The organism is Chryseobacterium sp. HR92 (assembly GCF_045689405.1).
GTDB classification, from domain to species: Bacteria; Bacteroidota; Bacteroidia; order Flavobacteriales; family Weeksellaceae; genus Chryseobacterium; species Chryseobacterium viscerum_A.
On the sequence record NZ_CP139139.1, the window covers coordinates 2,944,840 to 2,970,217 of the forward strand.

The following is a 25,378-nucleotide window of genomic DNA, read 5'->3' on the forward strand; positions in this document are numbered from 1 at the left end:
GCTGCATTGGGGAAGTTCCCGTAGAAACCGTTAATACCTGGGAAAAGCCATTAACGCTCGGTTTTTTTCTGAACCGGTACTGCTGTGCGCTTCATCAGTATCTTTCCAGTTTTTGATCAGGTTACCGAAACCTGTACGATGCTATCTTGAGCTCTTTTTTATAATTATAGTGTTTGGTGCACTTATTTTTTAAAAAGTATAATTCACGCTTAGGCTGAACATTCTTCCGCTGTAAGCCCGGAACATAATCTTGTCAATATTTTTATCATACCTGTCCGTTGCTCCCGGAAGAAGTTCCCAGCCTTCCCTTTCTGTTCCCACATTACTTCCCCCTCCATCTTTTGCAGCCAGATAAGAATTGAAATTGTTATAATATTCCTTTACCCTGTTGAAGAGATTTCTTACATTAAATTTTACTTCAAAATTTCTGTTACGAAGGAATTTATAAGAGATCTGAGCGTCTGCCACTGCATAAGGCCGCTGGATTTCTTCTCCTTTGTACGCATATCCTACCGTGATGTACTGGTCTCCTTTTGCGTTATACAAAAAACTCATCCCTAACCGGTTTCCGTCATAGACCAATCCAAGATTGTAGGCATAAGGAGTCTGTCCGTAAAGCGGACGTTTCACTTCATAGGTTTCATCATTATCACCAGTTTTATACAGATCTTTAAAAGCCACTACTTTGGTATGGTTATAAGTAAAGTTTCCGCTTATGAAAAGCTTTTCCATAAAAGTTCCGTCAGCAATAAAGCCTAAACTTTTTCTTACCTCCGCCTCTACTCCTATCAGCTTTGCATTTTTTGAATTTCCATTGTAAAGGAAAAGGTTTCCTTCACTGGAAATATGGCCTTCACGTTCAATAGGTCTGTCAATATTTTTGTAATACAATCCTGCAGAAAATATCTCACCGAGTCCCGGAAACCATTCAAACTTAAAATCATAATTATTAATCACTGATGAGCTCAATTCCGTATTGTAAATCAACCCATTGGCAATAGGATCGAAATACGGAAGTCCTGTTCTTTCATTAAATTGAGGACGGATGACAGATTTATTGTAAGCAAGCCTCAGGTTGATCTTATTGGTAGGACTGTACGTAAAATTCACGGAAGGCATCCACTGCCATGGCTTATCATCTATAGCTGTTCTCGTGATGTATTTGGAGTCGGAAGCATCCAGCTGCTGGGAAATCATATCATATTTAAAATATTCTGCACGCAGCCCCCAGACAAGTCTCAATTTATTTTTCCAACGGTTGTCAAACATAATATACATAGCATGCTGATTGACTTCTCCTTCATATTTGTCATTTTTGTACAATGCTTTGGTTTCCCAACCAATACCACCCGGAACATAATGGGTACCATCAAACCAGTCAGCAAGTGAACCATACATCGTCAAATAGTTCTTCTCGCTATTCGGAACGTCCCGGTTTTCGTCAACACGAAGAAAAAACTTCTGCTGTTGGTTGGTATTGTTTTTTATAGCTCCGGCATATCCGGTTTTAATAGTGTTCTTAAAATTTCCGGCATCCATATCCCATTTTACAGAAGCTCCATAGTTGTAATCTGTTTCTCTGTTTTCAATGTATCCTCTGTAAAAATCGGCTCCGGAATTGTAGATCTTATGAAAGGTTAAGATTTCATTTCCGATAAAGTCATACCGGGTAATATACTGTGTATAATCTTTGGTATCGGAAGAAACTCCTGTACGCGCCCCAAACCAGCTGATTTCTGTATTTCCTATTTTATGATTTCCTTCGATTTTATTTTGTAAAAGGGTCTGAAAAATCGGATAGTTGGTATTATCGGTATAAGGTTTGTCTAAATTTTTGATCTGAGCCGGATCATTATTGGGAATAATTCCGTGGTAGAAATAATTATAGGCTAATTCTGCATTGGCAGCCATTCCGCTCCCGGTTGAGTATTCATTCCATCCGGTTACTCTCGTCAAAGTATTATCAAAGATATGGGTGTAGGAATTACGGAATGAAATTCTGTTTTTGCCCAACTGCAGCCCGAAATTAAGCATCCCTGCTAACGTGGAATTATAATTGTAGGAAGCTCCGCTGTTTTTGAAGTTGTAAAACGGAATCTGCCCGTTTGCATCCGGCATTCCTGTGGTATCCAGCCAGTTTCCTCTTCCCGTATGGTCTATATCCAGTTTATTCTGTTCATTTCTGATGACAAATGCTCCGGCAAATCCCCATTTATTGTTGTTTTTAAGCGCATATGTTCTTCCTAATGCCAGTTGAATGTTGGATCCCATGTCACCTCTGGTTTTATAGGTGCTGAAATTGTCATTGGTAAATTGTCTGGACTGTTCAAAAAATTTCGGATCCGTCCAGTTTACCGCTTCAAGACCTTTGGGAAAATCCCTTGTCCCGTCATCATATCCGAAATAATCATACTTTCCCCGCTTGCGTGTCAGGAATTCTTTAAATGCTGACTGATCGTTATAAGAAGTTCCCATGGTTACAGTTGTAAAATTTTCGTTGGGAATATCTTTGGTTCTCACTTCCACATAACCTCCTGCAAAGCTGGCATTCATATCGGGTGTTGCAGATTTACTCACCACTACACTCTCCACCATGGCAGTAGGAATGATATCAAATGAGAAATTCTGATTATAGGCTTCTGTACTCGGGAGATTAATTCCGTCCATGGCTGCGGTATTCCATCGTTCACCCATAGATCGTACTACTACATATTTATTATCTATAGTGGTAATTCCCGTTACTCTTTTCAGAGTCCCTCCTACGTCGCTGTCCGGTGTTTTAGAAATCTGTTCTGCTGAAATACCGTCACTCATCTGTGCCGCTTTTTTCTGTTGAGCAAGAAGCCCTGCCTGGGTATCTGCTTTACGCGCTGCAGTAATCACAACTTCTTTAATATCTGTAATTTTATCAGAAGCCTTGTTCAGGGCAAATGATACGGAGTTCGTTTCTTTATTGATAACGGATAGTTTTTCAACTCTCAGTGTATTGTATTTTGGAGCTTTTATCGTCAGATTATAAGTTCCTGAGGGAAGATCTATTGTAAAATCTCCGTTATTATCTGTTACTACGGTTTTCTGGGCAATATTAATTTCTGCTCCGGTAATGGGATTTCCTACCTCATCCACTATTTTACCGGAAATACGTCCGTTTCCCGGTACAGAGATGTTAGAACTTTCATATTTTATTGAAATAAGATCACCATGCAGACGGTACACAACGGGAAGTCCATTGGTAATATCTTTCAGACAGCCATTAACGGATGTATTTTCACATTTCACTCCTTTTACCTTCAGCTCTTTAATATCTACCTTGGAATAAGCCAGCCTCATTCCCGTTTTTCCGGCAAATTCCTCCAAAACTTCAATCAACGGTCTGTTGGCAGGTACAGAAAATGTTACTTTCTGAACCAGCTCCTGTGCTTCTGCGGCTACAGTAAAAAATAAGGCTGCTATGGTAATCCCACATTTCAAACTTTTCATACTTAAAGTGTTCTCTTGATTATGACTATTTAATTTTTTGTGTAATGTTTTATTTCTTCAGGATATAGGTGTTCTCTTTTTTCTGTACTTCCAATCCAAGGATGAAGGCCAGTGATTCAATATTTTCTCCTACTGTTCCTCCGGTAAAGTCAGCAGTGATCTTCTTGTCTTCAGCATCTTTAGGATATAATACTTTTGTGTTATAGTTACTCTCAAGAACAACTACCACTTCTTTTAAAGGAACATCATTAAAGCTTAAAGACAGTATTGCAGAAATTTTCCTGGCCGCATTTTTCACCGGACTTATTGAAATGATCGCTGTAGTATGTGCAATCCCGAAATTTGTCCATTTCTGATTAGGCTTAAGGAAAGAAACCGGAACTCCGGGAGAGGATACAGCCACCTTTCCTTCATAAAGATCAACCGCTTTTTTCTTTCCGGACTGTGAGATTTTAAATACTGTTCCCAATACTTTAGTACTGAAACCATCAGCACGCACTACAAAAGGATGTACTTTTGACTTAGCCACGGAAAAAATGGCATCTCCTTTTAAATTCACAACCCTGGTAGAGGCAGGAAATGATTTATCAACAGTGAGTTCAGCGCCTGGTAAAAGAGTAACTACAGATCCATCTTCAAGATGAACAATACGGTTTTCTGATTTTGCAAGATAAACATCGGGCTTAATGAACATGGTATAGGTGAAAATACCTCCCAGCGACAAAAGCAGAATAATAACTGCTGCCATTTTATATAGGTTTGTTTTCAACCTTTTTGCAGAATGTATAGAAATAATATCTGTTTGAGAAAAATAATGCTCCAGTCCGGATAATACCCTTTCTCTGGATTCTTTTCTATGAACAGTATCCAGATCTTTTTCAGTCTGGATTCTCCATTTTGTTAAAAGTTTATTTTCCTTTTCAGAAATTGGGTCATCAGAAACTTCCCGTTCCCAAAGTCTGAAAACAAAGGCTTCAATATTTTTATATGTTAAATGTTTTTTCATAAAGTCTTTCATAGTATTCACAGATACTTCTATCTATAAGACCGTGAAAATGAAAAACTTCCCCAGGGTATTGTTAATGTTATATTCACATTACAACCAAATTGTTAATAATTTTCGTTGTTTTTCACATTTACTAAACATTAACATCTTGTTTAACCCTCTTTTTTCAGAAATATTTAATCTTACCATCCCCAAAGTTCACAAAAAGTTAATTTTCCTTTAGGTAATTTTGTAACACAATATGAGCCCAACAGACTATACATTATTAAAGAAAATAAAATCAGGCGACCGTCCTGCATTTATGCTGCTGTATGACCGATACTGGGATAGTCTATATAGCTTTGTTTTTGTGCGCACGCGGGATAAAGAAATTGCTGAGGAAATCCTTCAGAACCTATGGATAAAGATCCTTGAGAATACAGATACGATACAAACTGATGACTCCGAAAGTGCAAAAGGCTACCTTCTCCGCCATCTTCATTATCGCATCCTTGACTTTTATAACAATTATAAAAAAGCCCCTCCCACGCTGAGCATTGATGAGTTTGACATCCCTAATGAATTTGAGATATCGGATACAGAGTATTTTGAGATCCTTGAGGAAAATGAAATCAATAGTTTATTATTAATGATTGATGAAGTGGTTGCCCAGCTTCCTTCAACGGAGCAACAGGTATATGATATGAGAATCCGGAAAAATATGTCCGTTAATGAAACCGCAGAAGCATTAGGAGTAAGCAATAAGACAGTAAGTAATAAATTAAGCAAAGCTTTGGGGGAAATCCGCGAACAACTGAATCCTGAATATCAGTCGTCTAAAAAACTGGTTTCTATTCTTTTGTTGATGGAGGTGTTGACGAGGTATTGAGATGCGGGTTGCGGGGTTGGGGTTGTGTCAATGATCAATTTGCTACGCAGTCAATCGTCAATTTTTGTAGCATATATTAAAGTTCACAGCGAAGCGGATTCACTATTCACTATTCGCTACTCACCAAACACCGGTAAAAAAGCTGTATTAAAATCCAGGATTTTAAAATCGGCAAGGTTTGAATTTATGCTTTCGTCATTATTGGTGAAAATTATAGTCTGCATTCCAGCTCCTTTCGCCGCTTTTAATCCAGAGGGGCTGTCTTCAATAGCAATACAGTGTTCAGGAGAAACACCCAGTTTTTTTGCAGAAGTAAGATAAACAGCTGGATGAGGTTTTCCCTGAGTTTCAAACTCTGATGAGTGAACAGTGTCAAATAAATCACTAACCTGAAGCTTTTCAAGAACAGCATTAGCTACACGCAAAGGAGCATTAGTTGCCAGTCCTATCTTGTATTCTTTATTCTTAAGATTTTTAATAAACTCCTGCACTCCAGACATTGTACAGTCTTGGTTCTTTATCATTTCTATCACTCTTGTAACCACCTTATTTTCTAAATCAGATGCATCAAAATTTTCCCATGGAAATCTTTCATACCAGAATTCTGTTACTTCCTGAGTAGTCATATATTTGGTTTGTGCTGCAAGATCTTCTGTGACCTGCACTCCATAGGATGAAAATACATCAAGCTCTGCCTGAGTCCAGAATTTTTCTGAATCTATCAGTACCCCGTCCATGTCAAATATTACTGCTTTTAAAGCCATCTTTTGAATGATAATTATAAGTTATAAATGATGAATTAATGGCTGATTTTATAAACACAGCGCTGTCCGCCGGAAATAATATGATCTACTCTTTCAACCCTGTATTCTTTCCCAATCAGCGACTGAAAATTGGATAATTCAGCACGGCAGAACCCTTGGCATTCTGTTGCCGCAGCACATATCGGGCAATGGTTTTCGATCAGAAAATAATCTTTCCCTTCTTTTTTCCATTCTGCCATATATCCTTCTTCACTGCGTATTTTTGCCAGGGATTCGAGGCGTTGCTCCAAAGATTTTGTCTTAACAAGTACTTTTTCGTATCGCTCATGAGTATTTTTCTCACGGTCACTGATTAATAGCTCCAATGCATTTTCACCCAAAAGATTTTTCACTGATTTCAGAATCTGAACGGTTACATCTGCATGAGTATCAGGAAACTGAGCCAATCCTTTTTCTGTAAGGGTATAATAGGTGGATGGGCGCCCCACTCCTTCGCTCTTCACCGAAGACCGGATCAATCCTTCCTGAGCAAGATTCAGTAAATGTTTTCTTGCTCCTTCTTTGGTGATCGACAATTCTTCAGCAATAAGAAGCGATGTAACTTCACCTCTCATCTTTAAAAACATCAGAATACGATCCGCAGCCGGCTTCTTCATTTGACAATATTTAGGTTGTTTTATTTTTCAACAACAAATATAGTCATTTTCTATAATCTCCAAAAAAAGTAACTAAATCAAACATTTACAAACTGTTATCTTTTAAAGCAACACAATCAATAAAACAACCAAAATGTTGTTTTATTTAAATAAATTTTTACCTTTGTCCTATAATAATCAAAAAAATAAATACGATGAACCCATTTACATTACCTCAGTTACCTTATGCTTATGATACTTTGGAGCCTTTTATAGATAAAGAAACAATGACAATTCACCATCAGAAACATCATCAGGCATATGTAGATAATCTGAATACTGCACTGTCACAAACCAATGAAACCAATCCCGATCTTGATTCTTTACTGCAAAGAGTAAGTGAATACAGCCCTGCTGTAAGAAATAATGGCGGGGGACATTATAACCACTCTTTATTCTGGGAAATTCTTTCTCCACAACCTAAGCTTAATCCTGAAGGTACCCTTAATGATGCTGTCATTGCAACTTTTGGAAGCCTTGAGAACCTTAAAGCAGAAATGAAAAAAACAGGCTTATCTCAGTTCGGTTCAGGATGGGTATGGCTTTTTGTAAAATTCAACGGATCACTGGCTATCAGTTCTACTCCTAATCAGGATAATCCGATGATGGATGTTCTTTCAACAAACAGAGGCTTCCCTATTCTTGGGATAGATGTATGGGAACATGCATATTATCTGAACTATCAGAATAAAAGGGCAGATTATCTGGATTCTTTCTGGTCTGTGCTGAATTGGTCTGCTGTTGAGAAAAAATATGAAGAGGCTTTATCAAAAGTAAGATAATTAACACTTAATGTAAATAAACTATGACTGAGGAAAATTTTATCAATAAAGCAAAAGCTTCAGGTATTATTGCCCTTGATCTTTCAGATTACAAACCCACAACGGAAATTGTGGAACTGGATATCAAAGATCATCTCTTCATGGGAATGATTGTCAAGGAGAAAGAGTTTAAAGAATCAATTGCTGCGGTGGATTTTTCTGTCTATAACGAAAAAGCAGTAGGAATCATCTGTTCTACGGATGCCATTATCCCGCCCTGGGCCTATATGCTAATCATGGAAAAACTATCTCCTTATGCTTCTTATGTCGATTTGAACAATGCAGAAACAGTTCTGCTCGATCTTTGGAAACGCCGTCTCATCTATGCGGACCTGAAACATTACAGAAATCAGAAAGTAGTCGTTCGTGCAAGTACCAATCATGATCCCGCGCTCTATTTATTAGCTGCAGGACTTCTGAAACCTTTAGTAAAAACACTGATGTATGGTGAGATAGGATTACCCAAAGTAATTTTTAAACAATAAAAAATGAAAGCAATCATATTCAACGGATCTCTGGAAAGAAGAACACAATCTACTTCCGGACTGATTTCCAACTATTTTTCAGAACGTCTGAAAATACGGGGAATTCATACTGATATTTTTACTCTCGCTGATTCCGGTATTCCGCTATTTGATATTACACTTACCAAAACTCCTTTGGCTGTAGAGCGCATGACCCAGATGTTCACCGATGCTGAGCTGCATATCTGGCTGGCTCCGCTTTATCATGGCAGTATTCCGGGCGTGATGAAAAACTGTCTGGACTGGCTTGAAGTGACTGCCAACAGATACGAACCTTACCTCACGGATAAAACTGTCGGACTGGTATGCTGGGCAGATGGTCTTCAGGCCATGCAGGGAATCAATACTATGGACTCTATCGCCAAGTCACTAAGAGCATGGCCATTACCATTCAGTGTTCCTATTGTGAGATCATCATTATTTGATCCGGAACATTCAACTGAAATTTCGGAACTCTATTCCGGTAAGTTTGATAAACTTATCAGTATTGCAACCTCAAGAAAAATAGAAAGCCTGAATTCTTCAGATTTAATAAGCCCAGCAGATTAACCTGCCAGATTCAGTTTACAGCTCATATTGATAGGCTTAAGGCAGAAATTACTGAAGATTAATGATTTAAAAATAAAAATTAGCACGCTTTATGCTGCTTATTTTCAAAGAACAGTGTTGAACTGCTGTAATTAAGTTTAGCAGGGATTTCCGAACCGTTCAACGTTAAAGAAATCCCTTTTTAAAACCTTCTAAACATACATAATATGGCTATAAAAATAACGGATGCATGTATCAATTGCGGGGCCTGTGAACCTGAATGTCCCAATTCGGCCATTTACGAAGGAGCCATCGACTGGCGCTGGAAAGACAAAACAAAACTTTCAGGTCATATAACATTCCCAGACGGTACGGAAGCTGATGCTGATACTTATAATGAAGCTGTTTCAGACGAAGTTTACTATATCGTATCCGGAAAATGTACGGAATGTAAGGGGTTTCATGAAGAACCCCAGTGCAAGGCTGTATGTCCGGTAGATTGTTGTATAGATGATCCTGATCACCGCGAAACGGATGAAGTATTATTAGACCGGCAGAAGTTCATGCACAATGCTTAAAAGTTGACACTAGCGTGCATCAGTGTCATTTTGTAATTAGAACTCTGCAATGTGATCAACTGTGAATGGAATCCGGGAATTCTTAAGAAATTTCTATCTTTTATATTTAATTTTCAATAGAGGCGGGTTTTAACCCGCCTTTTTATCCTTCTTTTTCATTCGGCTTTAGCCCAAATCTATTTTTCTTTAATCTCCGTGTAGATTTTTTGAGTAAAAGGAGTTTCAATACCAAGTTCTGCCCCATATTTTAAAACAGCTCCTGCAAATAATTCCAGCTCATTTTCTTTCTTTCCTGAATGAATATCCAGCTGTAAAGAAGTCGGGGTTTCAAAAGGAAATGTAGATGCTTTTTCAAAAGTTTTATCGATGATATCGTGCTGAAGGGAAATTCCTTTTTGAACTGCAATCTGCTTTATTTCTTTCATAATTTCGGTGGCTTCATATTTTTGCTGCTCATTTGTGCATACCGCCCCGATAGATGAATTATGCTTAGCTGTTACCAATCCGAAACTGGCAATGAAAATAAATTTCGTCCAGATATCCGATAATGAATTGTCTTTAAAATCAAAATCAATTTTACTTTCATTCAACAGCTCTGTAATCCATTCTAAAGGAGCAGAAAAATGTTCATGATCTCTCCCCACAATCATTTTCCCTGCTTTTCCTTTATGCTCCACAGTTCCTCTTTCCTTAATATGAGAAGCTACATAGATGCAGGTTGGGAGAACCGTATGCTCAGGAATTATTTTACGTATTCTGTCATAGATATCTGCACCGTTCATCATAGGAAGCAATATCGTGTCTTTATTGATGACTGGCAGCAGCTGCTTACATACATTTTCAAGATCATATTCTTTTACACAAATCAGCACCAGATCAGGATTTTGAATATCACTGATGTTTTCTTCAACAGCATCAGGATGCGTTTGGCTATTGGAATGTTCGGGAGACAGCAGAGTTAATCCGTTTTCTTTTACTTTTTCATAGGTTTCTCCGCGGGCAACAAAAGAAACAGTATATTTTCCGGAAGCTTCATTGGTCTGATTTATTTTAAAACCAAAGTAACCGCCTACTCCACCTAATCCTACAACGACAATATGCTTTTTGTTCATGAAATTATTTTTAGCAAAGATCAGTGATGATTTCTGAAATATCACTTGACAAATGAAAAGAAATTAAATTTTATGAATATCTCTTCTGATCCGGCTCAGTGAACTGTCTTTGATCCCCAGATAAGAAGCAATTATCTTCAAAGGAACATGCTGAAAAATATCCGGATCTTTCTTCATCAGATTAAAATATCTTGTAGAAGCCTTCTGACTGGCCATTTCTATCAGTCTGTCGTGAATATTATAGTAATTCAGGACAAAAAGAAGTCTGCTAAACTCTCTGAATTCAGGAATATTATGGAAGTTATGCTGTACATTTTCCAATCCTGTTTCCCAGAAAACACATTCAGTCACGGTCTGGTATATTTCTTTGGTAGGCTGTTGTTTGAAAAAAGACAGAAAATCATTAACAAAACAGGGGGCTGTATAAATATTGGTGGTTATCTCCTCATTATCCTCATTCAATATATACGACCGGACATAACCTTTCTCCAGAAAGTATGTATTGGTACTGATGGCATCTTTATCCAGCAAAACAGTATTGGCTTTTAACTCAAAATGGCTGAATTTTTCAGTAATTTTTTCAACCACCTCAGCTTTGATACTGAATAAAGAATGAAAGTAGGTGTTAATTGATGATTTGTCCATGAGAATAAGAGCTATTATACATTTAGTTTTAAAAACTATCTGTAACAAAAATAGTATTTAAAAACCTTGAAGTAAAGCGCAAAAGCTTTTAATTCTAGAATATTATCCAATAAGCTTTTACATTTTTATCTTTAAATAAAAGTAATCGGTTATTATTGTACTGAAAACCTTAATGTTTGTTTTAATCAATCCTGTACAATAAAGAATATCTTGGTAGTTTATAACAAATTTTGTACTTTTTCTTCAGCAAAAAATAGCCTGCAAAAGGAAATCATTATGGACAATGGCTTCATTTATAATTTCATCGAACCTGATAAAGAGATCGCAGATTTCGTTGAAAATCTGGGAACTTTTCAGAACCTTTCAGATGAAGCTAAAGAAGTGGTGATCATTCCTGACGGAAGAATTGATTTATTTTTTTCACAATCAGCTTCAGAACCTTTTCATATTACCCTTCTCGGACTGGAAACATATCCTGAACAAAGGTACATAGCTCCCCATACAACTGCATTTATCGTCAGCTTTAAACCACTTGCTGTTGAATATATTCTGAATACTTCCATCGCAGATTTATTGAATATCGGAAAAGAACTTTCTCCTGATTTCTGGAATTTTAAAGCTGATGATATAAAGGATTTTAACCATTGCAGTACAAAAGCAACTCAAAAAATAAAAGAACTGCTTCCTCAAAAGCTTGATGAAAGAAAACAGAGGCTTTTTGAATTGGTTTATACCTCAAAAGGTGAAATGAGTGTACAAGAACTTTCTGAAAAAACAGGCTGGAGCAGCAGACAGATCAACCGCTATTTTACCAAACAACTTGGTTTGTCATTAAAAGCCTACTCTACTATCTTGCGTTTCAGAGCGTCATTGGAACATATAGCACAAGGAAGGCTCTTTCCTGAACTCAATTATACCGATCAGAATCATTTCATCAAGGAAGTGAAGAAATTTTCAGGAGTTGCTCCTAAAGAATTATCTAAAAATAAAAACGACCGATTTGTACTATTATCAGTGTTGAAAGGAAAATAAATTTGCATTGTAAAATTTAAATTAACAATGCTGATAGACAATAAATCAATCGCAATCGTTGGCGGCGGTCCCGCAGGACTTACACTGGCAAGACTTTTACAGTTGAAAGGTGCAGACGTAAAAGTATATGAAAGAGATTTCAATAAAAATGCACGGGTACAGGGCTCACCTCTTGATATGCATGAAGATTCGGGGCTGGCAGCCATACGCAAAGCAGAACTACTGGAGGAATTTAAAAAGACCTTCCGCCCCGGAGCAGACAGGATGCTGATAATGAATGAAAAGGCAGAAATATTTTTTAATGACCATGAAACAAAACCTGAAGAAGATTTTGGACATGAGCATTTCCGCCCTGAAATAGACCGTGGACCTCTAAGGAATATGCTTTTAGAATCATTACATCCTGAAACCGTAGTCTGGGACAGTCATTTTCTCACGATGGAACGTCAAAATGAAGGATGGCTTCTGCATTTTAAAAACGGTACTTCAGAATATGCAGACCTTGTTATTGCCAGTGATGGAGCCAATTCTAAAATACGGCCATATCTTACTGATATTAAACCAATTTACTCCGGAATCATCATGCTGGAAGGTAGTGCTTCAAAAGAAAAAGCACCTCAGATTGATGCCATCATTAAGGGTGGAAAAATAATGGCATTCGGAAATACCAAAAATATTCTGCTTGGCCAGAAAGGTAACGGAGATCTTGGATTTTATGCAAGCTTTAAAGCGGATGAAAACTGGCCCGCTGACAGTGGTCTTGATTTTTCTGATCATTCACAGGTACTAAACTGGTTCAAAACAGAATATTCCGGGTGGAGCCCTATCTGGGATGAATTGTTTGAAAATGCTGTAACTCCGTTTATACCACGGTTGATCTACTCTATGCCTTCAGATCAGACCTGGGAAGCACAACCTAATCTAACACTTATTGGTGACGCCGCACACGTAATGCCTCCATTTGCAGGAGAAGGTGCTAATATGGCTATGCTGGATGCCCTTGAACTGAGCGAATATTTAACAAGTAATAATTACAGCACATTACAGGACGCCATTTCCGGCTATGAACATCATATGCGCAAAAGAGCAGCCATTTCTACGCAGGAATCCCTTGAAAACGGAGAACGGATGCATTCTGAAAAGTCATTAGCAACCATGCTCGACTTCTTTAATGGTCACCTGACTTCATCATAAACAAAAGGCTGCCTCAACCAGAGACAGCCTTTTTAGGTTTAATAAACCTTTTTTCTCTCCGCGTTTTAGATCCTGATGCGGAGATTCATTTGTGTTATTTCTTGATTAACTTAGTATTATAAGTATTCTTGTCATCTTTTATAGTGATCACATACATTCCTTTTACCAAAGAAGCAACGTTGATCTTACCTTCAATTTTACCTTCCTGAACTAATCTTCCATCTGCGCTGTAGATTTTGTAATCTGCTTTACCTTTAAGGTTTTTCACTTCTACAAATGTATCTGCAGGATTAGGGTAAATAGTTATGTCTGAAGATTTGGTTTCCGCTGCTTCTCTCACAGCGAGCGTATTGGCTGTAATTTTCACGGGAAGATCCATAATACCACCTGCACCGCTTGCCAGTTCACCACATACATTAGCCAAAGCTGTCGTTGAATATTTACCAATAATTCTCATTCGTAACAACTTATCTCCGGCATAGCTAGTTGATGGAACTGTAAAGTTAATATTACCCATTCCAACATTCCCTTTAGGGGACGTCCCGGATGCCTGAGCAACTCTTTCTGATGTTTCGAAAGTTCCATTTCTATTGTAATCAATCCATACAGATAAATTTACCGGCATACCGTCTTGTAATAAATTCCCTATGTTTGGTGAAATTGTATAGGTATTACCTTGTGTCAAATTAACAATCTTGCTTGGATCCTCACTTAAATCTTTATAAGATCTTGCTGTAAGATCAGTATAATTAATATTAGCAACTGCAACTTTCAAAATTGCCCCTAAGTAAGGTGATCCTGAGTTTAATATACAATAATCTACTCCAGTTTTTAATCCTTTCGTTTTAAATGTATAATTATTAGAAAAAATCCCGGCAACAGAGTTAACTACCGCAGCAACCTGAACCTCATAATTGGTTTCATCTTCTAAATTATTCAGTACTATAGAATTAGCCTGACTAACTGCATTAGACCAGTTTGCTGTTCCCGTTTTTCTGTAATTAACAGAATAAGTAGCTCCCGGAACACTGTTCCATGACACTCGTGCAGTTGTTTTGAAAATTTCAGTATCAATAGCCGCAATACCTGTAGGAGCAGATGTATTAGATGTAGGGGCACTACCAACAGTAATTGAAGGAGATACTGCATAAAATACATTACCTACAGCTGAAACTCTTAGCTTTACAGCCCCACTTAGATTACTCGGCATTTGTGCGCTATAGCTTCCGGTGTTAGGAGTTGCTGCAATAAGATTTGTCCAGGTTGTACCATTATCTGTAGTATAATCTATTTTCACACTCGCTGTATTATAAGGCGCTGCATTCGTATTGGCAACATCCCAATAGATTTTATTTACAGCATCATTATATAACACAGAAGATGTAGTAAGCCCATTGAATTTGAAAGGCCCATCATTCCCAACTGTCACTGTAGTTGTAGAAGTTGAAACCATTGGGCGCTGAGCGTTCAGATCTCTTACCGTTACTGCATAATTCAATGTTCTTGGAATATACGATACAGTTTCCCATCCTTGCTTATCTGTAAGTGTTCCGCTCATCACAGTCTCCAACTTAGGAAAATATCTTCTTCCGGCTGGTGTACCAGGAACTGATCTTGTTAAGGTACCTTTAGGATTATATCCCCATCCGCTATCTCCTGAGATCGTAGAAAACTCATCTGTACTGTCATTCTGTTCCCAGGTATAGTTTACAGAATCATTTTCAGCATCTGTAGCAGAAGCTTCAAGATAATAAGCCGTTCCTTTAGGAATGCTATAAGCTGACAATGGATTAATTGCCGGAGCTGTATTATTAGTAATATTTTGAGATGTTCCACAGTTAGGTTTGTTCTCTAAATTAGTCAGCACCTGATCAATTGACTTGTAATGAAAATATCCATCTGCATTAGCCTGCACATTATCGTAGGTAATCCCTGCATATCCCATAATGGTTGTTCCGCCTCCTGGTTCTACATTCGCTCCCTGATTTGCATCTGTAGCAGAAGTATTTGAAAATGTGTGGTTAGCACCCAGCTGATGTCCCATTTCATGTGCTGCGGTAAAGTCAAAAACTTCACCTACCGGGATAGGCCCTTGTGTGAAAGCAGAACCTTTTTTTATATCTGTATTATTTGCAGGATCTGTACAAACAATTCCAATTCCTCCTGCATTTCCGCTTCTTTCTGCATTTTGATTAAGAACATGCCCAATATCATAGTTAGCATTTCCTACTTCAGAAGTAAGCGTCTGTTGTAGTTGAAGGTTTAAATTATTTGTATAAGGATCAGATGCAGCATCAAGATAAATAAGCTGAGGAAGGTTCTGAACTGTTAAATGAGCACCAAAATCACGTTCAAAAACACCATTTATGCGGGTCATTGTATTGTTCATTGCTGCCAAAACAACTCCTTTTTTTACATCATCCGTGGCATTAGCAGGAGTACCTGCTGCTGTTAATTGGTACTGGCTGTATTCTCCGGTAACGGACAATGCCATTCTAAAATTTCTGTATTTCGTATTGGTGGGTCTGCTCGTAATTCCAACTCCGGAAAGCATTTTTTTACCATTCGCTACCAACTTATTAATATCCTTAAAATCATGTTCTCCTGTATCACATTTAAAACCATGCTCTCCTTCATTCTTTGTTTTATAAAATACTCCATAAGTCTGTTTATCGGCACTTATCGGTTCTATAAACTGAAATACACCATCTTTAATAATCATAGACTGCATATCCGTTGGAGAAGTACTGAATCTTAAATATTTAGAAGAATCATCTACACCAACTCCCACATAAGATCCTAGCTGATATTTGTCTACAAGCGATTTATCCATTACTGGATTGCTATAGACAGCAAACCTTTCAATCTTTCCTTCTACTGTTGGTAAGGAAACAATGACAGGGCGTGCATTTTTTCCCGTTTCTTCAGCATTTTTCAGCATCTCTCTAAGAGACTTCAGATCCACTCTGTAAGAATGCTGTACATCTACTCCTTTTCTTATCTGTGAGGTTTTTTGAGAGACAGATTCCCATCTCTGAGCATTGAAAACCGTAAAACAAGACGCTAACGCGCAAACTAATAAAATTCTTTTTTTCATATAACTATTTAAAGTAATTTTGGGAGAATACATTGCAATTTTTATTGAAAGGATTATTCTGAATTGGTTTTTTAAAAACACTATCAACTATTACCATAAATTCAATAAAACAAAATATATCATATGACATTCATAATAAAACTCTTCACAAAGCTTATATTTTTTGAATAAAAAACAAAAAAAGGTAATACTACATAGATACAACACTGTTGTAAATAATTAAATATCAATAATTTATATTTTAACCATAATTATTTATCAATCTTTAAAGGTTTTGAAAAGATAAAATTATTTGAGTGTTCTTATCAAAATACTGATGGAAAAAACATTGAAAATCAGACTAAAAAACATCTTAAAAGAGTTTATTATTTAAAAACAAAAGCGAAAAAAAAGGCTTGCTTAAAATTGTTTAGTCTTTTTTTTAAAATATATCTACAAATTTAACAGAAAACATAATTGATTAATTATCAATTAATTAAAAACCCAAATATATGATGTAGTATTTGTGTAGTATAGCTTTTTTTCTTGTTTTCGTTAAAAATTTTCATATTTGAACAAGAGACCACAAAAAAATTCCAAGTGGTGAAAAGAGAATATTTCGAGTACTGTCTGACATGATGAATCAGACAGTTTTTTTTTGAGTTATTTCAAGGTATCAAAGAAATGATAAATATCTGTTTCTCCGGGAATATTCAGTTTCTTTCTTATTCTGTATTTTTTCTGCTGAACACTTCTGTGCTGAACCAAAGTATAATTTGCAATTTCTTTGGAGGTAAAATGAAGTTTCAGCATCGCACAAAAAATTAATTCAGAGGTTTCAAGGCCGGGATTGATCGTTAAAAGTCGATCTATAAATTCAGGATAAGCTTCTTTAAACCGATTCAGAAATTCAGGATCATTCTTTTTACCAAGTTCTATGATCTCTTCCTGTTTATTGTCATTCATCCTGATTTTCAGATTTTCGGCTTCTATAGTGAGTACCTCTTTTCTTTTTCCCAAAGCACTGATAATTCTCCAGGCATACAATCCCAGCAGAGAAAGACCTGCCAATGACAGAAAGATAATCCAGTATATTTTACTTTTATGATGGGCTTCATCCTGGCGAGCTCCCGTAATAAAAGATTCCATATCCTGATTAATTGTAGCCAGTAAAGATGTGTTGGTTTTATAATAAGCGTCTGTATATGCTTTCAAATAAAGGTATGCTTTTTCTTTATCTCCTCTGCGCTCATACAACATTCTGAGATCATTATAGATGTACTTGCCGTAATAGGCATAGATGCGTTTGGTTTTTTCATTGATCTTCAAGGCTTTCTTAAGTGTCTCTTCTGCCTTATCATATTGTTTGTTGGTAAGAAAATATTCTCCCATAATCGTATTGGCATACAAGGCAATTCCATCTTCTTTTCCTCTTATAATAGCTTTATTATAAGCAGTAGTTACATATTTGTATGCAGAGTCTTTATTCTTATGCATATAAACATAATCCCCTATAGCACAATCGGTAAGACCTGTATTATCCATTTTTTTTGCCCTGTGAAAATATTCGAGTGCTTTTTCGTAATTCTTTTTTTGGATAAAATAAATAGCCTGTCTGAAATAGATACTGAAAAGAAGATCATTTTTAAGCTCAGATTGACTGCTTTTCTGTATCAGGCTCATCGCTTCATTATTATATTGAAAAGCTTTGTCAACCCTTCGGAGTTCTATATTGAACCGGCCATAAACATTATAAAATCTGGCCTTATGTAAATTATCTTCTGAATGATCCAGAATTTCTTTTGCATTATCAAAAAGAATCTGAGATTTCTGAAAATTTTCTAATGAAATATTAAGTTCAGCCAGATTGATGTAGCATAGTGCTTTTCCATCCGCATAATTTATTTTATCGGCTAATTTGTAATACCTTTTATTGAGATTGATCAGAGAGTCATATTCTCCGGCCACTCTGAATTTCTCATTCTGCTTCAGCAAAGAAATATCAAATTTCTTTTCAGCCTCTTTCTTTGAATGAGAATGGCAAGAAACTAAAATAATAAGTAAAACAATAAGAAAAATACGTATCATATGTTTCTTTATTTAAGCTAAATTTCTGTATAAATTATGATTTAATAATGATCTCTCAGAATGCATTCTCTTCTATTTTTTTAATGATACTTCTGGCGAGATCAACAATAAAATTTTTTATAAAACAGAATCCGGCATCTTTTATTGTGAAGAAATATTCTTATTATGTTAAGTTTTCAAAAAAGTCATAAGTATCTGTTTCTCCGGGAATATTCAGTCTTTTTCTTATTCTGTATTTTTTCTGCTGTACAGATCTGTGCTGTACAAAAGTATAGTCTGCAATTTCTTTAGCAGAAAAACGAAGTCTCAGCATGGCACAGAAAGCCAGTTCTGAGTTTTCAAGGTCAGGATTGATTTTCAGAAGTGATTTTATAAAATCAGGATATAGTTCTTTGAATTTTAATAAAAAAGAAGAATCATTTCGTTTGGCAAGCTCTATTACTTCTTCCAGCTGCTTAGTCTCCACATGGTTTTTTAGTTCATCTGTCTCTTCTTTTAAAGAGTTTTTCTTCAGCTTTAACTTATTAATTATTTTCCGGACATATACTCCTGAAAAGGTAAGAATAGCAATAGATAAGGCAATGAATAGTGGGAGATCATTTTTATGCCAGTCCGACTCCTGTTTTACTTCAGAAATAAAATCCTCGGTTGCTTTATTCATTGCGGTAAATCTTGCGGCATCAAATCTACCTTCTTCTTCCATATACTTTTTCAGATAGAAATAAGCTTTCCCGCCGTCATTCTTTTTTTTATACAGTTCTGCCAGTGCCATATAAACCTCTTTTATATGTGAAGAATAAGTACGTCTTGTTTTAATATTGATGTCCAATGCTTTTCTAAGTGCTTTCTCAGCCTGCTCACTGTTATTGACTTCATTATAGTAGTAACCCATGGTATAATAAACCCAGAGGGATTCTACATCAGTTGTCTTTTGGCTTAGCATTTTCTCATCAGCCCGCTCAATATATATTCCTGCAGAATCAGGCTTGTGAACAAATAAATAGTATTGGGCGACCATACAATTACTATAGGCGGAGTTTTCAAGTACATTCGCTTTGGTAAAACATTTTAAAGAAGTTCCGAACCACCCTTTCCAGGCATAGTAAATTCCTTTGTTCACGTACAGTCTCGGAAGAAGTTTTCGGGCAAGACTAGTTTTTGCAGCCTGTTTTAAATAGTAAAATGCTTTATTATTACATTCAATAGCCTTATCATTTATTTTAAGATGAGAATAATACAGGCTGTAGTCATTATAGAATGTTGCTTTATGATAATTATTCTCAGAGTTTTTCAAATCTTTCTCTGCTTTGTTGAAAAAAAAGCGGGCTTTATCATAATTTCCTGCTGAGACATTCACCCCTGCCATATTCAGGTAACAAAGGCCTTTTCCGGCTTTATACTTCATTTTCGCAGCCTTTTTCAGGTATTTTATATTCAGCCGGACAAGAGCTTCATACTCCCCTGACAACTGAAGGTCTGAAGTCTGGTTTAATAAAGAAACATCAAAGTTTTCTCTTTCTTTATCCTGAGAATCATGGCTGCACGAAAGCATACATAAAAATAACCCTATGCAGATTGTACAGGCTATTATCTTTTTTATTTCCTTTGAATGTATTTTTTTATTCTTAAGAATGATCAGATTAATTCTTTCCATCAGTACCACTTTTCCCTATATCTACCTACGCATGTTCCTTTGAAACATGTTAATAAATTTCTACTGTTATTTTTATTATTATTCCCCAATAAGTGTTATAAATATACATAATTTATCATGCTTATGATGGAATAAGCAGTTAATTTTGCAAAAATGTAACATTTAAATAAAGTATCAAAATTCCCCCTTAAACAAACATTTTTTTTAACTTTCCGGATGAATATATAACCTTTTCCGATCAAAAAAATGACTGCTTTTGTTTATAATAAGACTAACTGAAATGAAATTTGTTACAAATGCATCGTTTAGTTTTAATATAATTGTTGAAATTCAACCGGCCATACCAAAAAGAAGTTCAAAATAATCTACATATTTGTATCCGGATATTAATGAAAATGATTAATCTAATGACTATGACAGATATTAATTATAGAAAACTTATCCCTGAAGAAAGTAGAATTTACAGGGCTATCCGCCTGGAAAGTCTGGAAAAATTCCCTGAATCTTTTGGAGCAACCTATCAGAAAGCTCTTAGTATTGAAAATTTCGGATAGAAAACGATATTGAAGAACAAACACCGGAAAGATTTGTATGTGGAGCTTTTGCTCAGCAGGAACTTGTGGGTATCTGTACTTTTATTAAAAATGAAAACAATACCGGAAGTATTTATCAGATGTATGTAAAAAGAGAGTTTCAAGGAAAAAATATTGGCCAGGGATTGATTGAATCTGTTATTACCGAAGTCCTTCAAAAATTTAATGGTATTGAAATCATTCTAGAGGTTATTCCCGGAAATGATAAGGCTTACAATCTATACCGGAAAATAGGATTTCAGGAAATACTGCATACTTCTTCTGAAGAAATCAAGATGAGATATGTTCCTAAGTAATTTTTTTTATTATTAAATTCCAATGATGAAAAATTTACTGTTCCTGTCTTCCTCCGCTTATTGCTTCAGAACCATTGAGCAATAAATAAAATACTGCTATGCTCATAGATTATATATAATCCATAAACCTGTCGCAGCATTAAAATGATATTAAATAGAAAAGGCGCATTTTTATGCGCCTTTTTAACTGTTTAAAACCTGAACAGGTTTTGGTGACCCGGCTGGGATTCGAACCCAGGACCCATACATTAAAAGTGTATTGCTCTACCAGCTGAGCTACCGAGTCGGCCACTTACTTTTTTTAAGTAAATCCCTTTGTTTAAGGGACTGCAAAGATAGAAACATTTTCTTTATTCACAATACTTTCCAGACATTTTATGAACCAAATTATGCTAACTTTTACAAAATCAGAGACAAAAATTTCATGCTCTATTGAAGAGCAGATCATTTGAAATTCAAATGTTATAAAATGAATAAGAAAATACAATTCCAATAAAAAATGGATTACTTAACTGAGTAATCCATTTTACTAGTGACCCGGCTGGTACAAAACTCGAACTCTTTATTGGAAGATTTAAGAAAACTAAGTATTCTTGATGATCTATATCCATCTCAATAAGTCATTTTTAAATGCGTGCAAATTATCATCCTATAAATTAAACATATTTATCATTCTTTTCAGAAAGATTCATTTATATTGAAACTCCTAATTACCCTTACGGAAAACATTGGCCAACTTTCAATGAAAGTAAAAGATAGTTCATCTTTGTTGTTAAAAATTATTGAGAACATTTATGAATTCAAAAATATAGGGTTCTTAATTGTAAAACCTTCAAAGGAAAATTTCATCAAAATAAATATTAAAATTTCCAAATTATTAAATTACTCAATTATCTAAAGCATACTTAATTTATTTAAGATTGTGAATGCCCTTCAAACTGTAATATTTCTCAACTGTTAAATTACCAATTACAGATGATGAGTACAGTGATTTGATTTGGCATAATTCAGTATATCAAGACCTGAAAAAATAATCTCTGGCCCAAGTCCAGAGATTATTAACTAATTAAAAAAAAATGATATAAATCAAAGAATTTTCATTATAGAGACAGGAGCCATCCCATGAAGTCCCTTGAAAATATTAAGAAAGCGATATTACCATACTCAAAAGGTATGGTAATACCGCTTTGAAAGAAGATGGCAAACAAAGACAACTATACAATTAACGTAAGCATGTAGCACTCATTACCTTTGATTCAAATCTGTCATCGTTATATGAATTTCATATTGTTGAAATTACTATTTCTTACTTTGAATAAAATATAGAGCAGGTACGAAAAGAAAAATAGTCCCGGATATATACACGGTTATCAAACTTAATGGAATACTTAATAGATAAAGTCCCATTGTCAACCAACTCATCTTCCGGTCAAACCGTATATTCTTTTCATTTTCTGATCGGGTAATACACTCCTGAAAGATTGCGTAGAAAAGTACAACCAATGTCGTAACAACACCATAGAACATATGGTTAGAAGTATCAAAAAAAGATTCACTTAAATGCGCTGTAGCAATAGGGATAAATGATATTACAAACAATAATCCGAAATTAATCCAAACAGAATTGATCCCTATCTTCTCTTTATGCAACGTGATACGATGATGATTAAGCCATACAATGACTACAGTCACAAAGCTCATGGCATAAACAAATATCTGATACAAAATACCAGGCAAATGTGCAAATGATAAATTTGGTATTTTGATATCCATAAGCATAAGAGTGCTTATCACAGCCATTATCCCATCCGTAATGGCATCTAATCGTTCTTTTTTCATAGTCATTAATAACTAAACAGTAAAATTACCTAATCCAATTTTCCTGTTTATTTCTTCATGGTTCAAATAAACGTTGTTAAGGGGTTCAATAATATTACTTTTCAAGAGAATATTATATATTATTCACAATGGAACATCCATCCGTTATTTCTTAACGAATACACTATGAGGTATTACAATTTCATCACCCTCTCTTCCATATTGTGGAACAATGAATCCTTTTGGTTCATATCGATTGGTTCCTGAATTATAATACCAGTTTGCACAGCCACTTATTTGTAATTTGATATGTTGGATATGATCATATACTACTTCCTGAAATTCTCCAAAATCTGGTAGAGATTTATGCAAATCATCAAGCTCCTGGCAATATGCATCATGCAGTTTCATCGCTTCTGAACAAGAGTCCTGGTATGATAGATTATACTGGTTACTCAGAATGAAGATGATGTTCAAACTTTCACTTTCTATTTCAAGCTCTTTTTTTATAGAGGCAAAATCATTCTGAATAACAATAACCAGAGAAAGTATTTCCCTGCAGCGCTGTACAATGGGATGATTGTAGAGGTGGACAGGTAACGGGGAGTCAGTGGCAGGATCTATCAGGTCACCGTAAGGCCACATTCCGATTGAGTATTTCCTGAAACTCAGATAATGGGCAAGCAAGGGATAGGTTCTATTTTCTACTTGCCTGAAAGGAATTTCCTCTGCCATGCCATACATGATGAATTCATAGAAATTGATGGAGACACGGTCTATCCAAAATTGGGGCATTCCATTGGCCAGCCATTCTTTTCTTGCCTGTGCCATTTGTCGGAGGATTCCAATCTCATCCGGATTGGGCTCATCCCCCATCATTACCTCATAAACTCTATCGGCCATAACTTTCAATTCATCTCTTGGTGTTATCCCAAAATAATCATCAAAAATGGTGATATAGATCATCAACCTTGCACAGGGGCGCATAAGATCAATACTTTTGCAAGTTGGATTCATATAAGTGGCAACCCGAGACAAAAATTGAGGTTTACATCTCTTTATTCCTTCTTCAGAAATAAAAGTATAGTCATTGTCATACCATTCTTTTTCCTCTTCATCAAAAGCATTGGCAATAGGACTCTGGACTGTTTCCCAGGGATAATAGCATTTAGGAACAATTAATTCTTCTCTGATACTCATAGGTTTATTATGTATTTAAGATTATATGATTATTATATTTCATTTAGTTTTGCCCTCAGTTCTCCGACATCCGGAAAATCCATAGCATTATATCTTCCCAACTTTGTAGATATATTCTTCCAACCACTCAAAACCATGCTCATGTAATGTACCCAATTAATAACCGCTTCCTGCCATTCACCAAAATCCGGAAGAGAGACTTGCAGTGCTAGAAATTCATTCAAGTCTTCATTATGCAGACGTAAATCTTCAAGACATGCCTCCATCAGAGACATTTGTCTTTCGTTCTGAATGACCTTCACTATGTTATAATACACGCTGTCTGTAGCTTCATCTTTCAAGACAGACTGAACTTCATTGAAATAGGTAACCAAATGACAGGCTAAAGTTTGTAAACGCTGTATTACCGGATTTGCATGAATTTCCGGTGGAAGAACGATTCCTGTTTCTACTTCAGTAAGTTGGAGAAAAGGATACAGGCAAATAGAGTTTTCGCGTAAAGCAATACACTCTACTACACTGGGATAAGTTTTGTTCTTCTTATAGATCAGCTCTGTTTTCAATCCCATAAAATATTTATCAATCATCTGTGTAAAACGGAAAAGTGATTCTTCCGGGATAAACTGTAACAACTCCTGTCTCAAGGAAGCCAGCATTTTACCCAAAGGGATTCCGGAATCTTCACCGGTAACCTCACCCCTAAGTACAGCAATTGATTGTGCATGTACATATTCGATGTTTTCAAGCTCACTTTCTTCATAGAGGTCATCATTATACAAGGTCCATAACATCAGTCTGCAAATTGGCCTCAATCGTTCAGGAGAAGCCGTAGGAAACCAATGGGAAGCAATATGTGCCGTCTTGGTCATCTTATACTTCTTACGAAGGTTGGGGTTTTGTTCGTAGAGCCAAAGATACTCTCCATCAATCCATTGATTCTCTGTTATTTCCTGCAATAGATCCGCATTAGGGTTCTTTAATGTAGGGAACGGATACTTAAATTGGGTTTTAAGTAGTTCAAGTGTGTTCATAGTCTTATTTTTTTGAATTTGACACAGGCTAATTACCATCCGAATATCCACCCAACTTGAGAAACAAATGGACAAAGGATGATGTACAAAAACTCATAAAACTCAGACTTAAAATGAGGTCTGAATATTTAGTTGTTTTATTATCGGAATGTAAAATGAGGTTGGAAGAATTAATTCCAAATCAATCACTGTCGACGGTATAAGCAATGGATTGATTTAACGTGCGGTTCTATATTAAATATAATACCTGCCTGGATAGTGAGGAGAGCAAGTTATTAGAAAATATTTTTAAAAAAAATCAAATTCTTATCAATTATTATTTATTAGTATATTTTTTACGATTGGATTTTGTTTCACTAAGTTAAAAAAAAGAAG

The 25,378-nt window shown here is 35.8% G+C and carries 21 protein-coding genes and 1 tRNA gene; 9 read left to right on the forward strand and 13 right to left on the reverse strand.

All coding sequences use genetic code 11. The features are described from left to right. Nucleotides 1-189 precede the first annotated feature (189 nt). Nucleotides 190-3,480 carry a TonB-dependent receptor domain-containing protein gene (locus SFA27_RS13345; RefSeq protein ID WP_407292631.1) on the reverse strand — a complete coding sequence of 1,097 codons (3,291 nt, stop codon included), beginning with the start codon at nt 3,478-3,480 and terminating at the stop codon, nt 190-192. Between the two features lie 49 nt (nt 3,481-3,529). Beyond that, entirely contained in the window at nt 3,530-4,486 is a 957-nt protein-coding gene (locus SFA27_RS13350; protein ID WP_407292633.1) for a FecR family protein, read from the reverse strand. A 241-nt stretch (nt 4,487-4,727) separates the two neighbouring features. On the opposite strand from SFA27_RS13350, the gene SFA27_RS13355 reads away from it, so the two are divergent. Continuing rightward, the gene (locus SFA27_RS13355; RefSeq protein ID WP_264518199.1) at nt 4,728-5,354 is read left to right on the forward strand and encodes an RNA polymerase sigma factor; all 627 of its coding nucleotides are present in this window, start codon (nt 4,728-4,730) and stop codon (nt 5,352-5,354) included. A gap of 116 nt (nt 5,355-5,470) precedes the next feature. Here the strand turns inward: SFA27_RS13355 and hxpB are convergent, their stop codons facing one another. Then, the gene (gene hxpB / locus SFA27_RS13360) at nt 5,471-6,118 is read right to left on the reverse strand and encodes a hexitol phosphatase HxpB (protein WP_407292636.1); all 648 of its coding nucleotides are present in this window, start codon (nt 6,116-6,118) and stop codon (nt 5,471-5,473) included. Nucleotides 6,119-6,153: 35 nt separating this feature from the next. After that, entirely contained in the window at nt 6,154-6,774 is a 621-nt protein-coding gene (locus SFA27_RS13365) for a helix-turn-helix transcriptional regulator (protein ID WP_407292639.1), read from the reverse strand. Nucleotides 6,775-6,968: 194 nt separating this feature from the next. Between SFA27_RS13365 and SFA27_RS13370 the strand changes: the two genes are divergently transcribed. From SFA27_RS13370 to SFA27_RS13385, 4 genes are all read left to right on the forward strand, one after another. Beyond that, complete coding sequence (locus tag SFA27_RS13370) at nt 6,969-7,595, forward strand: superoxide dismutase (RefSeq protein WP_264518202.1); 627 nt, start codon at nt 6,969-6,971, stop codon at nt 7,593-7,595. A 23-nt stretch (nt 7,596-7,618) separates the two neighbouring features. Next, nucleotides 7,619-8,119 (forward strand): DUF2480 family protein, encoded by a 501-nt coding sequence (locus tag SFA27_RS13375; protein ID WP_407292642.1) that lies wholly within the window; start codon nt 7,619-7,621, stop codon nt 8,117-8,119. A 3-nt stretch (nt 8,120-8,122) separates the two neighbouring features. Then, nucleotides 8,123-8,707, forward strand: a complete 585-nt coding sequence (locus SFA27_RS13380; RefSeq protein ID WP_264518203.1) for an NADPH-dependent FMN reductase — start codon at nt 8,123-8,125, stop codon at nt 8,705-8,707. A 206-nt stretch (nt 8,708-8,913) separates the two neighbouring features. Then, a complete protein-coding gene (locus SFA27_RS13385; RefSeq protein WP_149388834.1) occupies nt 8,914-9,264 on the forward strand; it encodes a 4Fe-4S dicluster domain-containing protein in 351 nt (116 codons plus the stop codon). A gap of 176 nt (nt 9,265-9,440) precedes the next feature. Here SFA27_RS13385 and SFA27_RS13390 read toward each other — a convergent pair whose 3' ends face one another. After that, entirely contained in the window at nt 9,441-10,376 is a 936-nt protein-coding gene (locus tag SFA27_RS13390; RefSeq protein WP_407292644.1) for a ketopantoate reductase family protein, read from the reverse strand. 63 nt (nt 10,377-10,439) lie between these two features. Next, nucleotides 10,440-11,021, reverse strand: a complete 582-nt coding sequence (locus SFA27_RS13395; RefSeq protein WP_047375561.1) for a Crp/Fnr family transcriptional regulator — start codon at nt 11,019-11,021, stop codon at nt 10,440-10,442. A gap of 276 nt (nt 11,022-11,297) precedes the next feature. Here SFA27_RS13395 and SFA27_RS13400 point away from each other — a divergent pair, with 276 nt between their 5' ends. Then, the gene (locus tag SFA27_RS13400; protein ID WP_407292646.1) at nt 11,298-12,053 is read left to right on the forward strand and encodes a helix-turn-helix domain-containing protein; all 756 of its coding nucleotides are present in this window, start codon (nt 11,298-11,300) and stop codon (nt 12,051-12,053) included. Nucleotides 12,054-12,080: 27 nt separating this feature from the next. Next, nucleotides 12,081-13,247, forward strand: a complete 1,167-nt coding sequence (locus SFA27_RS13405) for an FAD-dependent oxidoreductase (protein ID WP_407292648.1) — start codon at nt 12,081-12,083, stop codon at nt 13,245-13,247. A gap of 94 nt (nt 13,248-13,341) precedes the next feature. On the opposite strand, the gene SFA27_RS13410 is transcribed toward SFA27_RS13405, so the two are convergent. The 3 genes from SFA27_RS13410 to SFA27_RS13420 form a co-directional block, all read right to left on the reverse strand. Next, nucleotides 13,342-16,344 (reverse strand): reprolysin-like metallopeptidase, encoded by a 3,003-nt coding sequence (locus tag SFA27_RS13410; protein ID WP_407292650.1) that lies wholly within the window; start codon nt 16,342-16,344, stop codon nt 13,342-13,344. Between the two features lie 642 nt (nt 16,345-16,986). Further along, a complete protein-coding gene (locus tag SFA27_RS13415) occupies nt 16,987-18,411 on the reverse strand; it encodes a hypothetical protein (RefSeq protein WP_407292652.1) in 1,425 nt (474 codons plus the stop codon). 163 nt (nt 18,412-18,574) lie between these two features. Continuing rightward, on the reverse strand, nt 18,575-20,065 hold the full coding sequence (locus SFA27_RS13420) for a hypothetical protein (RefSeq protein WP_407292654.1): 1,491 nt from the start codon (nt 20,063-20,065) through the stop codon (nt 18,575-18,577). 413 nt (nt 20,066-20,478) lie between these two features. On the opposite strand from SFA27_RS13420, the gene SFA27_RS13425 reads away from it, so the two are divergent. Next, nucleotides 20,479-20,619 carry a hypothetical protein gene (locus SFA27_RS13425; protein ID WP_407292656.1) on the forward strand — a complete coding sequence of 47 codons (141 nt, stop codon included), beginning with the start codon at nt 20,479-20,481 and terminating at the stop codon, nt 20,617-20,619. Between the two features lie 65 nt (nt 20,620-20,684). After that, a complete protein-coding gene (locus tag SFA27_RS13430) occupies nt 20,685-20,954 on the forward strand; it encodes a GNAT family N-acetyltransferase (RefSeq protein WP_407292658.1) in 270 nt (89 codons plus the stop codon). Nucleotides 20,955-21,164: 210 nt separating this feature from the next. On the opposite strand, the gene SFA27_RS13435 is transcribed toward SFA27_RS13430, so the two are convergent. The 4 genes from SFA27_RS13435 to SFA27_RS13450 all read right to left on the reverse strand — a co-directional run bounded on the left by SFA27_RS13435 (nt 21,165) and on the right by SFA27_RS13450 (nt 25,003). Beyond that, nucleotides 21,165-21,240 (reverse strand) — tRNA-Lys (locus SFA27_RS13435). A 1,013-nt stretch (nt 21,241-22,253) separates the two neighbouring features. Further along, nucleotides 22,254-22,793 carry a TMEM175 family protein gene (locus SFA27_RS13440; protein WP_407292660.1) on the reverse strand — a complete coding sequence of 180 codons (540 nt, stop codon included), beginning with the start codon at nt 22,791-22,793 and terminating at the stop codon, nt 22,254-22,256. A 144-nt stretch (nt 22,794-22,937) separates the two neighbouring features. Further along, the gene (locus SFA27_RS13445; RefSeq protein ID WP_047375564.1) at nt 22,938-23,972 is read right to left on the reverse strand and encodes a terpene synthase family protein; all 1,035 of its coding nucleotides are present in this window, start codon (nt 23,970-23,972) and stop codon (nt 22,938-22,940) included. Nucleotides 23,973-24,004: 32 nt separating this feature from the next. After that, nucleotides 24,005-25,003, reverse strand: coding sequence for a terpene synthase family protein (locus SFA27_RS13450; protein WP_407292662.1), 999 nt, complete (start codon nt 25,001-25,003; stop codon nt 24,005-24,007). Nucleotides 25,004-25,378: the final 375 nt, after the last annotated feature.

Excerpts from the sequence above, each read along its gene's own strand:
- SFA27_RS13440 (WP_407292660.1), bottom strand. The coding sequence starts at position 22,793 with ATGAAAAAAGAACGATTAGATGCCATTACGGATGGGATAATGGCTGTG.
- SFA27_RS13390 (WP_407292644.1), bottom strand. The coding sequence starts at position 10,376 with ATGAACAAAAAGCATATTGTCGTTGTAGGATTAGGTGGAGTAGGCGGT.
- SFA27_RS13365 (WP_407292639.1), bottom strand. The coding sequence starts at position 6,774 with ATGAAGAAGCCGGCTGCGGATCGTATTCTGATGTTTTTAAAGATGAGA.
- SFA27_RS13375 (WP_407292642.1), top strand. The coding sequence starts at position 7,619 with ATGACTGAGGAAAATTTTATCAATAAAGCAAAAGCTTCAGGTATTATT.
- SFA27_RS13425 (WP_407292656.1), top strand. The coding sequence starts at position 20,479 with ATGACAGATATTAATTATAGAAAACTTATCCCTGAAGAAAGTAGAATT.
- SFA27_RS13380 (WP_264518203.1), top strand. The coding sequence starts at position 8,123 with ATGAAAGCAATCATATTCAACGGATCTCTGGAAAGAAGAACACAATCT.
- SFA27_RS13350 (WP_407292633.1), bottom strand. The coding sequence starts at position 4,486 with ATGAAAAAACATTTAACATATAAAAATATTGAAGCCTTTGTTTTCAGA.
- SFA27_RS13410 (WP_407292650.1), bottom strand. The coding sequence starts at position 16,344 with ATGAAAAAAAGAATTTTATTAGTTTGCGCGTTAGCGTCTTGTTTTACG.
- SFA27_RS13370 (WP_264518202.1), top strand. The coding sequence starts at position 6,969 with ATGAACCCATTTACATTACCTCAGTTACCTTATGCTTATGATACTTTG.
- SFA27_RS13415 (WP_407292652.1), bottom strand. The coding sequence starts at position 18,411 with ATGATACGTATTTTTCTTATTGTTTTACTTATTATTTTAGTTTCTTGC.
- SFA27_RS13420 (WP_407292654.1), bottom strand. The coding sequence starts at position 20,065 with ATGGAAAGAATTAATCTGATCATTCTTAAGAATAAAAAAATACATTCA.
- hxpB (WP_407292636.1), bottom strand. The coding sequence starts at position 6,118 with ATGGCTTTAAAAGCAGTAATATTTGACATGGACGGGGTACTGATAGAT.
- SFA27_RS13445 (WP_047375564.1), bottom strand. The coding sequence starts at position 23,972 with ATGAGTATCAGAGAAGAATTAATTGTTCCTAAATGCTATTATCCCTGG.
- SFA27_RS13355 (WP_264518199.1), top strand. The coding sequence starts at position 4,728 with ATGAGCCCAACAGACTATACATTATTAAAGAAAATAAAATCAGGCGAC.
- SFA27_RS13400 (WP_407292646.1), top strand. The coding sequence starts at position 11,298 with ATGGACAATGGCTTCATTTATAATTTCATCGAACCTGATAAAGAGATC.
- SFA27_RS13395 (WP_047375561.1), bottom strand. The coding sequence starts at position 11,021 with ATGGACAAATCATCAATTAACACCTACTTTCATTCTTTATTCAGTATC.
- SFA27_RS13450 (WP_407292662.1), bottom strand. The coding sequence starts at position 25,003 with ATGAACACACTTGAACTACTTAAAACCCAATTTAAGTATCCGTTCCCT.
- SFA27_RS13345 (WP_407292631.1), bottom strand. The coding sequence starts at position 3,480 with ATGAAAAGTTTGAAATGTGGGATTACCATAGCAGCCTTATTTTTTACT.
- SFA27_RS13385 (WP_149388834.1), top strand. The coding sequence starts at position 8,914 with ATGGCTATAAAAATAACGGATGCATGTATCAATTGCGGGGCCTGTGAA.
- SFA27_RS13405 (WP_407292648.1), top strand. The coding sequence starts at position 12,081 with ATGCTGATAGACAATAAATCAATCGCAATCGTTGGCGGCGGTCCCGCA.